This window comes from Rheinheimera sp. (assembly GCF_965283995.1).
Classification (GTDB): domain Bacteria; phylum Pseudomonadota; class Gammaproteobacteria; order Enterobacterales; family Alteromonadaceae; genus Pararheinheimera.
Genome location: NZ_CBDIQG010000001.1, coordinates 1,592,326 through 1,607,473, shown reverse-complemented (window position 1 = coordinate 1,607,473; position 15,148 = coordinate 1,592,326). Strand labels below are relative to the sequence as shown.

Below are 15,148 nucleotides of genomic sequence, written 5' to 3'. Positions count from 1 at the left end.
ACGTCATTCTGACAGCAGCTACTGAATAAAGCCCGCGTGAGCGGGCTGTACTATTCAATCTGTTCAGAACTTATAGTTTTCTACCGGCATCCCAAGTTTTTCCAGTTGTGGCCTGATTTGCGCCGCCGGCCCGACAATCACCACGCTGAAGCTGGCTGGATCCAAATGACGTTTCGCCAGTTGATTCAGCTCATCCAGCGTGATGTCACGGACGATTTGATTGCGCTGCGTGGTAAAGTCACTGGCCAGTCCATACTGCAGAATGGCCGCCATAAAGCCGAGTTTAGCCCCCGGGGTTTCATAAGCCAGCGCGTCGGCCTGATTAATGGCTTTGCGCATAAAATCTAGCTCCTGTGGTGTCATGCCTTGTTGCTGGTAACGGCTTAGTTCCTTAAAAAACTCCTGCACGGATGCACCGGTTACATCGGCTCTTACTGCGGCTGACGCCTGATAAATCCCGGCATAGCGATCGGCACTGAAATAGCTGGTGGCGCCATAGGTATAACCTTTTTCCTCACGCAGATTCAGGTTGATCCGGCTGTTAAAATTGCCGCCAAGCACAAAGTTCATCAGGCCTGAGCGGAAGTATTCGCCGGTAAAGTCACGGCTGAGACTGCGTTTAACAATACGGATCTCGGACTGCGGCGCGTCAGGTTTATCAATCAGATAAATAGTGCCGGTTTTAGCTATAGCATCCGGGATTTGTACGTTGCGCGTTGGCGCATCACCTGACCAGCGCTGTAAGCGCAGTTGCAGCTCGGCCACTACCTGAGCCTGTGGCAGATCAGACACCAGAATCAGCTCAGCATGCGCTGGTTTTAACAGCCGCTGCGCATAAGTTTTGATGTCGGTTATCTTCAGTGCGCTGACCGATTGTAATGTGCCCTGATTCGGATAGGCGCTGATATGGTTGCCATACATCAGCTGCTGTACCGCGCGGGATGCGAGGAAACCGGCGTCTTTTTCCGAATGCTGAATGAACTGCAGAGTTTGTTGCTGGGCCCGGCTGAAGTCTTCAGTGTTAAAAGCTGGCAACAGCAGTTTTTCCATCAGCAGATCCAGGGTTTGCGGCAGGTGTTTGCTGAGGCTTTGCACGGACACTTCCAGATATTCGTCACCGGCGGAAAAACTGATGCTGGCGCCGAGCTTTTCCAGTGCCAGACTCATCTGCTCTGTGGTTTTGAGCATGGTGCTTTCATCAAGCATAGCCGCCAACAACTGACTGATCCCGGCCTGCTGCGGCGTTTCATCGTACAGACCCAGCGGTACCCGCAGCAGTAATGACGTGGTCGGCGTTTCATGGCTTTGCGCGCCAAGTACGCGGATGCCATTGCTGAGTTGTTGTTGCCAGGTCGCCGGCAAGCCTACGGCCGGATTGGCGCCGGCGCCAGGGATCTTGCTGCGATCCAGCGAGTCTTGGGTGCGGCGTAGTTGTAAATCTTCGGCTTTGGTGGTGGAAGGGCCGCCAAAATCATGCGTCACCGGCGTGAAGTTGTCCGCTTTTGCAATCAGCTGGCGCTGGCCTTTGGGCACCACACTCATCACCACCGCCGCTTTGCCTTTGAGGTATTGCTGATAGACCCGCTCTACATCGGCTTTGGTCACGCGCTGATAACGCGCTAAGTCAGCAGCAGCCAGATCCGGCTCACCAAAAAAGGTTTCATTAGCAGCCAGCCGGCTGACTTTGCCTTCCACGCTTTGCAGCGCAAAAATACTAGCCGCTTCCATTTTGGCTTTGACCTTGTTCAGGTCGTCGTCGGTGACGCCACGTTGTTCAAACTCCGCCAGACTCTGACGGATTTGTTGTTCGGTTTCGGCCAGCGATTGCACGGCACCCGGCGCGGGCAGGGCGAGTAAAGTGAACTCGCATGCCAGTTCCTGACAGCCATGCCCGGTTTGGGCCTGCACAGCTTTTTGTGTTTTCACCAGATTTTTGTACAGCAGCGAGTTATTGCCGCCGCCCAAAATCTCGGCGAGGATATCCAGTGCCGCTTCATCGTCATGGCGGGCATAAACCGTCGGAAATGCCATATACAACAGCGGCAAGTGCACATTATCTTCCATCGAGACATACCGGTCAGCAGTTAAACTGACAGCCGTTTTGGCGGTCGGCGCCACTTCAGGTCCGCGTGGTATGGCAGCAAAATATTGTTGTACCAGCGGTAGAATATCTTCAGCTTTGACGGCGCCGCCGATAGTCAGGGTGGCGTTATTCGGGCCGTACCAGCGCAGGAAAAAGGCTTTCACATCATTGACATTGGCGCGGTTTAAATCAGCCATATGCCCAATGACCGGCCACGAATACGGGTGGCCATCCGGATAAAACGCCTGGGCGACCCGCTCAGACAAGCGACCATAAGGCCTGTTATCGACACTCTGACCCCGTTCGTTTTTCACCGTTTCCCGTTGTACTTCAAATTTCTTTTCGGTGACGGCATCGAGCAAAAAGCCCATTCGATCGGATTCCAGCCATAAGACTTTTTCCAGCTGATTGACCGGCACTGTCTGGTAATAATTGGTGCGATCGCTGTTGGTCGAGCCGTTCATCTCACCACCGGCTTCGGTGATGATTTTAAAATGTTGTTCATCTGCAACATGCTCAGAGCCCTGGAACATCATATGTTCAAAAAAATGCGCGAAACCGGATTTGCCGGGTTCTTCCCGCGCTGAGCCAACGTGATAAGTCACATCGACATGCACCAGCGGATCGGACTGATCTTCATGCACCACGACGGTCAGACCATTGGCCAGGCGATACTTTTTATACGGGATAGCAACACTGCTGCCGGATACGCTGGCATCTTTGATTAATTCAATACCGGCAGGGAGTTGGCTGGCGGCCTGTTGTGGCGATAGCGCGGCTTGCTGACAACCGGCCAGCAACAGGCTCAGACTCAGCACAGATAAAGTAAATCGTTTCATGAAGGCTCCGGAGCGGGGCTGCAACCTGGGCAGCGCCAACAATGCAATGAAATCGGCGAACACCGGCCTGCACAGGCTGGCATGCGACTACTGTAAAAGTTTGAAACAAAAAGGCAACAATTAACTGGCGTCCGTTGCCGGGATTGCGACACTTTTCAGCGGGGTTGCGGCCAACGGGCCGGCGACAGTCAGCCAGGGCACAATACGCCAGCTGGTGACCAACCCTTGCTGCACATAAGGATCGGCTGCGGCAAACGCTGCGATCTGTGCCTGATCATCGGTTTGAAACAACAGCATCGCGCTTTCAACCGGATCACCCACAGCGCCCCCAAGCAGCAGCAGGCCCTGATCGGCCAGCTGCCAGGCCAACTGCAAATGGGCATCGCGAAATTCGCCTCGTCGTTGCAGATAGTCTGCGCTCAATTGATACAGCAATAAATAATGCGCCATCAAGACCTCCGGTCTGCTGTGAATGATGTGGCTGTCCGCGCTATGGCGTCAGCATGGATAGCGGACAGAAAAAGTGTCCGCGGACAGTCTGAAAATAAAATAAATAAAAGTAAGATGTTGAAAATAAACAATTAAATATCTGGCACGCCAACTGCAATACTTCTTGTCATCAACAGCACAAAACGCAGTTTTCGCTGCAGATGGCCAAAGGATAAGACGATTTATGATCAAAGGTACAGAGCAACAGGACGTCAGGATTGAAAAAGCGCACAAAACGCCGGTACTGAAACTGGTCGTGGCATTTGGCGTGATCAGCACCTTGTTGTGGGGCAGTTATCAGCTGATGTTTTCTACCGGTGCCAATGCGGCGATGGTATTGGCGCGCAGCGATGTGCAGCTGGCAACAGTCAGCCGGGGCGATTTTGTCCGAGATCTGGCGGTACAGGGCAAAGTGGTGGCGGCCAATGCGCCAACGCTGGTCAGTCAGCAGGATGGGTTGGTGCGTTTTATCAAACAACCGGGCGAAGCCGTGACCATTGGCGATTTGTTAGCGGTGGTGGAAAGCCCTAGCTTAGAAAACGAAGTCAAACAACAGCAAGCGCTGTGGTTATCGATGCAGTCAGAACATGAACGCGCCAAGCTGCTGGCCCGCGAACAACAACTGGATATGCAACAAATCGAAAGCAGTGCAAGGGTCAATCTGCAAGCGGCCAAACGCGAATTGGCGCGGGCTGAACAGTCGATGCAGCTCGGTGTCATGCGTCAGATTGATTTGGATATCGCCCGCGACAAGCTGGCGCAGACCGAACTGGAATACAACCACGCCAAGGCCAAAGTCGCGCTGGCGGCTGACAAACTCAGTTTTGAACAGAAATCCGGTGAACAAGGGCTGGCACGTCAGGCCTTAGTCGTGGCCGAGCTGGAACGTAAATTAGCCGCGTTACAAATCAAAGCGCCGGTCACCGGACAGGTCGGTAACTGGCTGGCCACGCAACAAACCCAGGTGTTAACCGGTCAGGGCCTGCTGACCGTGATTGACCTCAGCCAATATGAAGCAGAGCTCAGTGTGCCGGAGAACTATGCGGCGGAACTGTCACCGGGCCTGCCGGTTGAAGTGACGCTGAACGGCGAGAAACTCAGTGGCCAGCTGTCGCATGTGGCGGCTGAGGTCAAAGACAGCAATGTCACAGCCCGGGTCCGGTTTGCTGATCAGGATGCCAAAGCACTGCGGCAAAACCAGCGTGTGTCAGGCCGGATTGTATTTGACGAACGCAAAGATGTGCTGCGGGTGGCGCGTGGTGAATTTGTCGCCAGCGGCGGCGGCCGCATTGGTTACCGGCTGGAACAGGATGTTGCGGTGCGCACGCCGATTGAGCTGGGCGCGTTATCTGTGCAGTGGGTCGAGATTTTAGCGGGGGCAAAAGAGGGGGATCAGCTGGTGATCTCCAGCCTCAGTGAATTTAAAGATGCCGAGCGGGTCCGGCTGAACTAATCCAGAGAAGGAAAATATCAATGATTAAAATCAATAGCTTAAGTAAGTCGTTCCGGACTGAGCTGATTGAAACTCAGGCGCTGAAAAACATTCAGCTGCATGTGACTGAAGGTGAGTTTGTTGCATTAACTGGTCCATCAGGTTCAGGCAAATCAACGTTGCTCAATGTGCTTGGCACACTGGAGAGTTTTGATGGCGGTGATTATCTGCTGGATGGTCAGTCGGTCAAAGGCCTGTCGGATAAGGCGTTATCCGCGTTACGTAATGAGAAAATTGGCTTTATTTTTCAGGGCTTTAACCTGATTAAAGATTACAGCTTGTTCGACAATATTGAATTGCCGCTGCGCTACCGGGGCTTTGCTGCCGCCGAACGCAAACGCCGGGTCGAGCATGCGCTGGAGCAGGTCGGACTCGCGGCGCGGCGTGATTATCATCCGAGCCAATTATCCGGCGGTCAGCAGCAACGGGTTGCGATCGCCCGCGCTATTGCCGGCCAGCCGCGCATCCTGCTCGCGGATGAGCCGACCGGTAACCTGGACTCGCTGATGGCGCGTCAGGTCATGGAATTGCTGGAACAAATCAACCGCGACGGTTGCACCATTCTGATGGTGACGCATGATCCGGATCAGGCCCGCCGCGCTGGCCGGCAGGTGCAGATTGTCGATGGCCAGCTCAGCGATGCCGCGATGTATGACCCATTGCAGCACGCGTCCCCAGTCGCTGTGGCTTAAGGAGAGGGTGATGGAACAGTTTCTGTATTACCTCAAAGTCAGCCTGAAAAGCATTCGCCGAGCGCCTTTGCCGTATAGTCTGACCATCCTGATTTTAAGCCTGGGGCTTGGCGTGTTTTTCGCCAATGCGACTTTTTACTACCGGCTGAATCTGGATCCTTTGCCGCATAAAAGCGACAAGCTATTTTTCCCATTTATGAACCTGGTGCCTTACGAGTGCCAGAACTGTGAACCACCAAATGTGCTGAGTTACAGCAATGTGCAGAAGCTTGGCGCCACGGATATTCCGTCCGCTAAAGCGGCGATGTATAGCGCCGATGGCTATTTGCGTTTAACACCGCAACAGCCGCCAATGCCGGTCAAAATCCGCCTGACGCAACCGGATTTCTTCCGGATGTTTGAAGTACCGTTTTTGCATGGTTCGGTCTGGCCGGATGCCAGCGCCAGAGCCGAAGTGATTTTAAGCCGGCAGACTGCCGAGAAATTGTTTGGTGACACCAATGTGGTCGGTCGCCGCCTGACGCTGGATGACTTTGAATACACAGTCTCGGCGGTGCTGGCGGACTGGGCCATGTTGCCGCGTCTGTTTGATGCCAATAATAACAATCACTTATCCGAAGTTGAGGATATCTATCTGCCGCTGGAAACCGGCTACGACCGCAATTATCTGTCGAATTCGCAGTCATCCAGTTTTCAGGACGCCGACTACCGGAAGCTCGCTACCGATGGGCGCACCAAAGCCATCCATCAGCTGCAGTTTTGGGTCCAGCTTGACACTGTCGAACAACAGCAAGCCTATCGCCGGTTTATGGCCAATCTGACCGCTGATGAGAAAAAAGCCGGCCGTCATCCCAGTACCATCAACAATAAACTGGTCGGAATGCGCGATATCGTGGTGCATTTCAATAAAGACGGCGGCGATATCAAAGCCTTTGCACTGGTGACCCTGTTGTTTTTGCTGGTGTGCCTGTTTAATGCCAGTCATTTGTCTTTGAACCGGTATTTATCCAACCAATATGAAATCAGTTTACGCCGCGCTTTAGGTGCCAGCCGCTGGCACATTCAGCAACAGGCGCTGGCCGACGTGTTGTTGATGGCAAGCATTACCTCTGTGGCGGCTTTGTTGATTGGTTACAGTGGCATCAGCCTGATGAATGAACTGCTGCCGGCGAACCGGTTGTTTTCCAGTTGGGATTGGACGCTGTTGTTGAGCTTGCTGGCCGTGACCTTGGGTTGCTGCTATCTGGTCACCTTGTATCCATCTCTGCGCGCTTCGTTTGGCGCGCTGAATCAGCAATTGAAGGAATAAGTCATGATTTCGCTGCATTTAATTTTTAAATCGATGTTACGCCGCAAAGTCGTCACCAGCCTGTTGCTGGTACAACTGGCACTGACGCTGGCGTTGTTATCCAATAGTAGTTTGCTCGCGTTGCAGACCTGGAACCAGCTGAGTCAGCCGACAGGGTTGGATTTAGATAATATTTTGTATGTGTCGCTCAAACCTACCAGCAAAAACCTGCAGGAATATCCGGCCTTTGCTGATTTGTTGGAACGCCAGCTGGCGGCGGTGCGGCAAATGCCGGGCGTCGCCGCCGTTTCGTTTACCAACCAGTCGCCACTGATGGAAGGTGGCTCGAATGGCAACGTCAATGACGAAAATAACCGCGAAAACAATACGCAAAGTGTGCCGCAATATACGGTATCGCCGGACTTCTTAAAGGTGTTGCAGCTGGATGTTTTGGAAGGCGAGATCCCACAAACCATTCAGGCCTGGGATGGCGAAAGCACAGTGCCGGTGGTGCTGACCAAAAGTCTGGCCGAACGGGTATTTCCCGGAAAATCAGCCATTGGCCAACTAACCAACGGTGGCCCTGTTGCGGCGGTCATTGAAGACTTTTATGGCCAGCGTAGTGCTGAGCGGGTGATGTATAACCGTATTCAAATCGCGCAAATTTATGGTGTCGCTTGGGGCTACGGCATTATTTTGCGGGTTGAACCTGGCCAAGCGAAACATATCCGCAGCCAAATTCCGGACGTGCTGAAAACTGCTGATGCGAATATCGAGATCTTCTCTGTACGGACTATGGATGATCAGTTACACCGGATGTTCCGCAATGAGTTCGGTCTGGCTACGCTGCTGGCTGTGTTAAGTGGCCTGATGTTGTTGGTATCGATGATCTCCAGTTACAGCAACGCGCACTTTAATGCGCTGAAACGCCAACAAGAAATTGGCATCAAACGGGCGCTCGGCGCCAGCAAACAAGGCATTTTGTTGGAAATGCTGACGGAAAACTGGTGTACCACAGTCGCAGGTGCTGGCATCGGGATCGTGGCGGCCTGGCTGCTGAATCAGGCACTGGCACTGGTGATCAGTATCCCGGCGTTACCGATTTGGCTGCCGTTGGCTGCAGTGCTGATGCTGATGCTGTGTGTCACGCTGGCTACATGGTATCCTGCCAGAATTGCAACGCAAGTTTCTCCGGCAACAGCAACTAAGACTTTGTAAGTTATGGCAAAAATACTGGTTATTGATGACAACGAGGCGGTGCTGACCGCCTTGCTGACGCTGTTTCAGCTGGAAGGGCATCAGGTCTGGACCGCGACTGAGCCCGGCTCAGCGCTGGCATTACTGGCGCAGCAACCGTTGGATCTGGTGTTGCAGGATATGAATTTTGCCAAAGGTGAAATGACCGGGCAGCAAGGCAAAACGCTGTTTTATCTGTTACGTGCGCAATATCCGCAGATCCCGGTGGTATTAATGACCGCCTGGACCGCACTGGATATGGTGGTGGAGCTGGTCAAAGCCGGCGCCTGTGATTACATCGCCAAACCCTGGGACGACCAGCGCCTGCTGATGACAGTGCAAAATGCGTTGAAACTGAAGAAATTGCAGGATCAGCAGCGGGACACTGAACGCAAACAGCAAGAACGGCTACAGGCATTTATCGGCAAGGATCTGTGTGGGCTGGTGTTTGCCAGCACCGCGATGGAGCGGCTGCTGCAAATGACGCTGCAGCTCGCGCCCTCGCAGGCGGCAGTGCTGATCACCGGTGAAAACGGCAGCGGCAAAGAAGGCATCGCGCAGATTTTGCATGCCAACTCGCCGCGCTCTGGTAAAGCACTGATCAAGGTCAATATGGGCGCGTTGCCGGCCGATTTAATGGAAGCCGAGTTGTTTGGTGCTGAAGCAGGTGCTTACACCGGCCTGACTAAAGCCCGTATCGGCCGGTTTGAGGCGGCGGACGGCGGCACCTTATTTCTCGATGAAATTGGTAATCTGTCGTTAAGCGGTCAGATGAAATTGCTTAGGGTGCTGCAAACCGGTGAGTTCGAGCGGCTTGGGTCCAGTGTGACCCGGCGGGTCGATGTGCGGCTGTTGTCGGCAACCAATGCCGATTTAACCAAAGCCATTGCGCTTGGCCAGTTCCGCCAGGACTTGTATTACCGCATTAACGTGGTGCAATTGCATGTGCCGGCGTTAAAAGAGCGGCAGGACGATATTCTGCCACTGGCGCGGTTTTTCTTAGCCGGCGAAAAGGCCCTGAGCCGGGACGCTGAAACGACGTTGTTGCAATACCCCTGGCCCGGCAATGTGCGCGAACTGCAGAATGTGTGTCAGCGTGCGTTATTGTTAAGTCACGGTGTGCAGATCAATCCGGCAGATTTGGGGCTGGAGGCTGATAACAGCAGCAAAAATCGCGCGCTGGACGATATCGCCCGGCAGGATATCGAACGCGCACTGCACGTACATCAGGGCGTTGTGTCACGCGCGGCGAAAGCACTTGGCATCACCCGGCAAGCCTTATACCGGCGAATGGAGTTTTATGGGATCGATGCGCCTTAAACTAAGCCGGCGTTGGCTGGTCGCGCTGATCACGCTATTGCTGGCAGGTTTTGCTCTGTTGTTGTGGCAACTGACACCTCCGTCTTATGCACTGTGGGGCGGCTATGCCGCATTTACGCTGGCGCTGGTGTTGCTGATCTGGCGTTATTTGCAGCAACTGGACCTGGAAGTGCTGGCGCTGAATCTGCAGGCTGACAGTCTGCGCGATCAGAGTTTTAATCTGGCGGCGAACAGTGAGATCCTGGGTGAACTCAAACCATTGGCCAGCGCGCTCAATGACATGTCAGCCGAGCTGATGCGGCAGCGCGCCACCCTGTATCAACGTGAGTTATTACTCGACACCGTGTTACAAACCAGTCCCAGTGCATTGATCCTGACCGACGAGGGCGGGCGTGTGCTGCTGAGTAACCCGGCGGCACGGCATCTGCTGTGTCAGGGCCGTAAATTTGACGGCAGTCTGCTCAGCAAAGTGCTCGCGGACTGGCCGGAATTGCTGCAGGCCTGTCAGCGCGCGCAACAAGGCCTGATCCACCTGGGGGATGCGCAAAGTGTCTGGCATTTATCGGTCAGTCCGTTCCGGTTGAATCAACGTCAGCACTGGTTGTATCAACTGAAGCCGATGACACGGGAATTTAAGCAGGAAGAAGTCAAAGCCTGGAAAAAACTCATCCGGGTGATTGGGCATGAACTGAATAACAGCCTGGCCCCGATGTCATCGCTGGCTTTTTCCGGCGCCCGCCTGCTGAGCCAGTCCAGTGCTAAGGATGAGCCAGATAACCAGCAGCTGGTGCAGATCTTTGCCCATATCGGCGAGCGTTGTCAGCAGTTAAACGGTTTTTTACAGGGTTATCTGAATTTTGCAAAACTACCGCCGCCAGTACCATCATTAGTTAATTTTCCAAAACTTATCAATACATTACAAAATCAGTATGAATTTGAGTTGCTGGGCGATCTGCCCCGGCATGATTGGTATCTGGACGGCGCGCAGCTAACCCAGTTGTTACTCAATCTGCTGAAAAATGCCCAGGAAGCCGGTGCCAGTGGCTGCGGCACCACACTGAAACTACAGGAATTCCCGCAGCAGCTGGTGCTGGAGTTACAGGATGATGGTGGTGGTGTCAGCGCAGAAGTCCTGCAGCATGCCTTGGTGCCGTTTTACACCACTAAGGTACAGGGCTCGGGCATTGGCCTGACCCTATGCAGCGACATTATGGAGTCACATGGCGGCAGTCTGCAGCTGTTCAATCAGCCACCGGGTCTATTAGTCCGGCTGATCTTTCCGCGTATCACTGATACAACTCCGTCACAGCCATAGTCGCTGTGCTTTGCAAAAGCCATGGCAGCTATTACACTGCCTGCTGCCAATTTTAGCCATCAAGACATCCAGAGGGGTTTATGCAGGTTCAGACATCTGTTGTTGATTTAACCACGCCAACAGGCCCGATGCGGGTTGCGGTCTATCAGCCCAAAGCTGACAAGCCTTGCCCGGCGGTGTTGTTATATTCAGAAATATTCCAGATCACGGCGCCAATCGCACGGATGGCGACGCTACTTGCCGGGCAGGGCCTGTTGGTTTTGGTGCCCGAAGTATTCCATGAACTGAATCCGCCAGGCACAGTGCTGGCGTACGATGATGCCGGTAAAGATAAAGGCAATCAGGACAAATGGACCAAACCATTAGGTCAGTACGACAGCGATAATCAGGCGCTGATCGGATATTTGCAGACGCTGACACACTGGGATGGTCGGGTCGGCGCGATGGGCGTCTGTATTGGTGGTCATCTGGCGCTGCGGGCCGCTTTACAGCCGCAGGTGCGGGCTGCGCTTTGTTTGTATCCGACGGATTTACATAGTGACACGCTGCCTGCCGGCAATGCTGGCCAGACGTTGGCGCGGGTTGGCGAAAGCAATGCACAGTTGGTGTTTGTCTTTGGCCGGCAGGATCCGCATGTGCCGGAAGCGGGCCGGCGGCAAATCCAACAGCAGCTGCAACAATCCGGTGTCAGTTTCGACTGGCACGAAGTCAATGCCGAACATGCCTTTATGCGCGATGAAGGCGAACGCTATGACCCGGCTTTAGCTCTATGGATGTATCAACGCGCCCGCGAGCTGTTTTTGCAGATGTAAGCAAATAGTGTTTTGCAATTTCCGGCTGTTTGTTATTTATTTGTATATAGTGTTTGTTTAAGCACCTAATAAATATCAACACGTCACAAAAGGATTTGTTAATGAATTTATCTGCGTTATTTCGCCGGAGCATGCTTGCTGCATGCATCGGGCTGTTCAGTACACCTTTGTTGGCCGCAGCGCCTGATCTGCCGGCTTTACTGACCAAAAATCCAACATTATTCGATTTTAAAATTTCACCGGACGGCAACTATCTGGCGGCAAAAACATACAGCAATAACAAAACCGCCTTGGTATTTTTAGATGCCAAAACATTAACGATGCTGAGTTCGTTGCCGATGGGCGGTGACTTACAGGTCGGTGAGTACCAGTGGGTGACTGATAAACGGGTGATTTTCAAGATCACTGCATTACGGCCATGGGAAAAAGAACCGGTGCATACCGGCGAATTATATGGCGTCAATGTCGACGGCAGTAAAAAAGGCCTGTTGTTTGGTTATCGCGCTGCTGAGCAGCAAGTGGGCAGCAATTTCAAAAAACGCGTGGCCAGGGATGCCTACGGTGATTTTATCGACATGGTACCTGATGAAAACAATCGGGTACTGATTAAAAGTATCCCGGCAACCTCAGATGGCGAAGCCTATCCGGAAGTGTTGGCGATGGATATTTATAACGGTCGCACTCAGAGCCGGGGGCGACTGCCGACACCCCTAGCCGATGTGGTACCTGGGCCAAATGGCCGGCCCCGTGTTGCAGCTGGTGTTAACCGCAATCATCAAAAAGAAGTGTTTATCCGCGCAGCAGACAGCAGCAGTAACGACTGGGAAGCGATGCCGTCTCAGCAATACGGCAATACATTTAATCCCATTGCGATGACAGCTGACAATAAATCACTTTATGTCATTGATAATCGGCAGGGCGGTCTCGATGGTGTACACAAGCTCAATCTTGATACGGGTAAGTACCAGGAGGTATATACCGACGCTAACGTCGATGTGACGGAGACTATTCAGACCACCGACGAGCGGGGTGTTTATGGTATCCGGATTGATGATGGCCGGCCGGCGTATCTGTTGCTGACGAATGAGCATGCCGAGGCCAAAATCTTTAAAGAGTTGCTGGCAACCTTTCCTGGTGAAAAAGTCGATATCACCAGCCAAACCCGTGATGGGCACAAATGGATAGTGTATGTCAGTTCAGACGTGAACCCAGGCAGCTATTATCTGTACGACAATCAGAAAGTATCGCTGTCGAAACTGGCGGATGTTAGTCCAGAACTAGCTGGTACGACTCTGGCGCCGGTTGAGCCAATTCAATTCGCCGCCCGCGATGGCCTGAAAATTCATGGTTATCTGACCAAGGCACCGAAGCAGTCAGCCGAAAAACCGATGGTGGTGCTGGTACATGGCGGCCCGCATTTTGTTCGTGACAGCTGGGAGTTCAATGCCGAGGTTCAGCTGCTGGCTTTGAGTGGCTACAATGTGTTGCAGGTCAATTACCGGGGATCCGGTGGTTATGGTCAGGCCTATCAGCGTGCAGGATACCGGCAGTGGGGCGGCCTGATCCAGCAAGACATCATTGACGGGACCCAATGGGCGGTCAGTCAGGGGCATGCCAAAGCCGGTAATATTTGTCTGATGGGCGCCTCTTTTGGCGGCTATTCAGCGGTGCAAGCCGCGACGCTGGCGCCGGATCTGTACAAGTGCGGTGTCGCTGTGGCGGGTGTCTATGACTTGTCAATCATAGGCAAAGAAGGTGATGTGCCCCGAGTCTATTTCGGTCAGGCCTATCTGAACGAAGTCTTAGGCCAGGATGAAGCGCAGTTGGCGCAATTTTCACCGACACATCAGGCTGGCAAATTGAAAGCGCATTTACTGATTATTCACGGCGCCCGCGATGAGCGGGCTCCAATTGCACATGCAGAGCGGTTGAAAGCTGCGTTGGACAAAGCCGGTAAAGCCTATCAGTGGCAGATTTTTGATGATGAAACCCATGGTTTTTATGGCGAAGAAAATCAACAAAAATACTTCCGGATGGTCCAGCAATATCTGGGCGCTCAGCTAAAGCTTTGATGTGTGACAGAGGTAAAGGTCGCAGTAGTGATGACTGCGGCCTTTATGCATTTTGATAACCAGCTGAAATAAAACGTATAAAAGCCTATACTGCCAGCACAGGGTGAAACTCTGGCTTGTATGACATTCCAATGGCATTTGTCATGGACGTGCAATACAGGTGTCAGACAAGCCTGCTACTTTGCGGGCGGGACCAGTAAAAGGCAGATCTATGTCGTTATTTGAACATATCTTCATCATCGTATTGCTGATCACCATCAGCGCATTTTTTTCCATGTCCGAAATTGCGCTGGCAGCGGCTCGCAAGTTGCGCCTGCGCCAGTTAGTGGCTGAAGGTGAAGCGCGCGCCAGTAAAGTCCTTGAATTACAGCAGCATCCAGGTAATTTTTTCACCATTGTGCAGATTGGCCTCAACGCCGTTGCGATCCTCGGCGGTATCCTCGGTGAGGCAGCTTTTACCCCTTATATTGCCGATTTATTGCGCGACACTTATAACGGTGTTTGGCTGGAAAATATCAGCTTTGGCTTGTCGGTATTGTTGGTGACAACGTTGTTTATCTTATTTGCTGATTTGATGCCGAAGCGTCTCGCCATGTTGGCGCCTGAGCAGGTTGCTTTGGTTGTGGTACGGCCAATCCTGACGCTGCTGGTGGTGCTAAAACCGCTGGTATTTTTATTCAACAGCGTCGCGAATCTGGTGTTTCGGTTGTTCAATGTGCCGATCCACCGTAAGGACCAAATTACGCCGGAAGATATCATCTCGATGATGGATGAAGGCGCCGAAGCTGGAGTGTTGCAACAGCAGGAGCATAAGCTGCTGGAAAACGTATTTGATATGGACCAGCGTACCGTCACATCGGCAATGACCCCGCGCGAAAGTCTGGTTTATTTTATCCTGGGCGAAGCCGAAGACAGTATCCGCAAAAAACTGCTGGATTCGCCCCATGCGCGCTTTTTGGTTTGCGACACCAGTCTGGACAGGGTGGTCGGATACATTGAATCGCGCGAACTGCTGGTACAGGTGTTAAACGGTCTGCCGATTTCGATCACACATCCGGGCATGCTCCATACGCCGTTGATTATTCCGGACACCTTGTCGTTGTATGAAGTGCTGGAGCATTTCAAAAGTAGTGGTGTTGATTTTGCCGTGATCCTGAACGAATACGCGATGGTGGTTGGCATGATCACGCTCAAAGATGTGATGAGCATCGTGATGGGAGAATTAGTGCATTCGGAAGAGGAACAAATCGTTAAACGGGATGATGATTCGTGGTTGGTCGAAGGCTTAACGCCGCTGGATGACGTAATGCGGGCCTTGGAAATTGACGCCTTCCCGGATCAGCAAAACTACGAAACCATTGCCGGTTTTATGATGTATATGCTGCGCAAAATTCCAAAACGTACCGATGCGGTCAATTACTGTGGCTACAAATTTGAAGTGGTAGATATCGATAGCTATAAAATCGACCAGTTACTGGTGACCAAAATCAAAGCAGAAGACAAAGCCTGA

At 52.7% G+C, this 15,148-nt stretch carries 11 protein-coding genes; 9 read left to right on the top strand and 2 right to left on the bottom strand.

The genetic code is table 11. From position 1 onward, the window contains the following. Window positions 1-63: 63 nt before the first annotated feature. Window positions 64-2,922: a M16 family metallopeptidase gene (locus tag ACQ66Q_RS07360; RefSeq protein ID WP_430456200.1), complete on the bottom strand. Its 2,859-nt coding sequence runs from the start codon at window positions 2,920-2,922 to the stop codon at window positions 64-66. A gap of 120 nt (window positions 2,923-3,042) precedes the next feature. After that, window positions 3,043-3,372, bottom strand: a complete 330-nt coding sequence (locus ACQ66Q_RS07355) for a YciI-like protein (protein WP_430456199.1) — start codon at window positions 3,370-3,372, stop codon at window positions 3,043-3,045. 223 nt (window positions 3,373-3,595) lie between these two features. Here ACQ66Q_RS07355 and ACQ66Q_RS07350 point away from each other — a divergent pair, with 223 nt between their 5' ends. The 9 genes from ACQ66Q_RS07350 (at window position 3,596) to ACQ66Q_RS07310 (ending at window position 15,148) form a co-directional block, all read left to right on the top strand. Further along, window positions 3,596-4,864 carry an efflux RND transporter periplasmic adaptor subunit gene (locus ACQ66Q_RS07350; RefSeq protein WP_430456198.1) on the top strand — a complete coding sequence of 423 codons (1,269 nt, stop codon included), beginning with the start codon at window positions 3,596-3,598 and terminating at the stop codon, window positions 4,862-4,864. Window positions 4,865-4,884: 20 nt separating this feature from the next. Further along, the gene (locus ACQ66Q_RS07345) at window positions 4,885-5,595 is read left to right on the top strand and encodes an ABC transporter ATP-binding protein (RefSeq protein WP_430456197.1); all 711 of its coding nucleotides are present in this window, start codon (window positions 4,885-4,887) and stop codon (window positions 5,593-5,595) included. A 10-nt stretch (window positions 5,596-5,605) separates the two neighbouring features. Then, complete coding sequence (locus ACQ66Q_RS07340) at window positions 5,606-6,904, top strand: ABC transporter permease (protein ID WP_430456196.1); 1,299 nt, start codon at window positions 5,606-5,608, stop codon at window positions 6,902-6,904. A 3-nt stretch (window positions 6,905-6,907) separates the two neighbouring features. Next, window positions 6,908-8,101, top strand: a complete 1,194-nt coding sequence (locus ACQ66Q_RS07335) for an FtsX-like permease family protein (protein WP_430456195.1) — start codon at window positions 6,908-6,910, stop codon at window positions 8,099-8,101. Between the two features lie 3 nt (window positions 8,102-8,104). Further along, on the top strand, window positions 8,105-9,439 hold the full coding sequence (locus ACQ66Q_RS07330; RefSeq protein WP_430456194.1) for a sigma-54-dependent transcriptional regulator: 1,335 nt from the start codon (window positions 8,105-8,107) through the stop codon (window positions 9,437-9,439). Beyond that, a complete protein-coding gene (locus tag ACQ66Q_RS07325; protein ID WP_430456193.1) occupies window positions 9,429-10,754 on the top strand; it encodes a sensor histidine kinase in 1,326 nt (441 codons plus the stop codon). The genes ACQ66Q_RS07330 and ACQ66Q_RS07325 overlap by 11 nt, the downstream gene beginning before the upstream one ends. Window positions 10,755-10,834: 80 nt before the next feature. Next, window positions 10,835-11,566 carry a dienelactone hydrolase family protein gene (locus ACQ66Q_RS07320; protein WP_430456192.1) on the top strand — a complete coding sequence of 244 codons (732 nt, stop codon included), beginning with the start codon at window positions 10,835-10,837 and terminating at the stop codon, window positions 11,564-11,566. A gap of 101 nt (window positions 11,567-11,667) precedes the next feature. Beyond that, window positions 11,668-13,638, top strand: coding sequence for an alpha/beta fold hydrolase (locus tag ACQ66Q_RS07315; RefSeq protein ID WP_430456191.1), 1,971 nt, complete (start codon window positions 11,668-11,670; stop codon window positions 13,636-13,638). A gap of 211 nt (window positions 13,639-13,849) precedes the next feature. Further along, window positions 13,850-15,148 (top strand): hemolysin family protein, encoded by a 1,299-nt coding sequence (locus ACQ66Q_RS07310; RefSeq protein ID WP_430456190.1) that lies wholly within the window; start codon window positions 13,850-13,852, stop codon window positions 15,146-15,148.

Excerpts from the sequence above, each read along its gene's own strand:
- ACQ66Q_RS07325 (WP_430456193.1), top strand. The coding sequence starts at position 9,429 with ATGCGCCTTAAACTAAGCCGGCGTTGGCTGGTCGCGCTGATCACGCTA.
- ACQ66Q_RS07345 (WP_430456197.1), top strand. The coding sequence starts at position 4,885 with ATGATTAAAATCAATAGCTTAAGTAAGTCGTTCCGGACTGAGCTGATT.
- ACQ66Q_RS07335 (WP_430456195.1), top strand. The coding sequence starts at position 6,908 with ATGATTTCGCTGCATTTAATTTTTAAATCGATGTTACGCCGCAAAGTC.
- ACQ66Q_RS07350 (WP_430456198.1), top strand. The coding sequence starts at position 3,596 with ATGATCAAAGGTACAGAGCAACAGGACGTCAGGATTGAAAAAGCGCAC.
- ACQ66Q_RS07310 (WP_430456190.1), top strand. The coding sequence starts at position 13,850 with ATGTCGTTATTTGAACATATCTTCATCATCGTATTGCTGATCACCATC.
- ACQ66Q_RS07330 (WP_430456194.1), top strand. The coding sequence starts at position 8,105 with ATGGCAAAAATACTGGTTATTGATGACAACGAGGCGGTGCTGACCGCC.
- ACQ66Q_RS07360 (WP_430456200.1), bottom strand. The coding sequence starts at position 2,922 with ATGAAACGATTTACTTTATCTGTGCTGAGTCTGAGCCTGTTGCTGGCC.
- ACQ66Q_RS07355 (WP_430456199.1), bottom strand. The coding sequence starts at position 3,372 with ATGGCGCATTATTTATTGCTGTATCAATTGAGCGCAGACTATCTGCAA.
- ACQ66Q_RS07315 (WP_430456191.1), top strand. The coding sequence starts at position 11,668 with ATGAATTTATCTGCGTTATTTCGCCGGAGCATGCTTGCTGCATGCATC.
- ACQ66Q_RS07320 (WP_430456192.1), top strand. The coding sequence starts at position 10,835 with ATGCAGGTTCAGACATCTGTTGTTGATTTAACCACGCCAACAGGCCCG.
- ACQ66Q_RS07340 (WP_430456196.1), top strand. The coding sequence starts at position 5,606 with ATGGAACAGTTTCTGTATTACCTCAAAGTCAGCCTGAAAAGCATTCGC.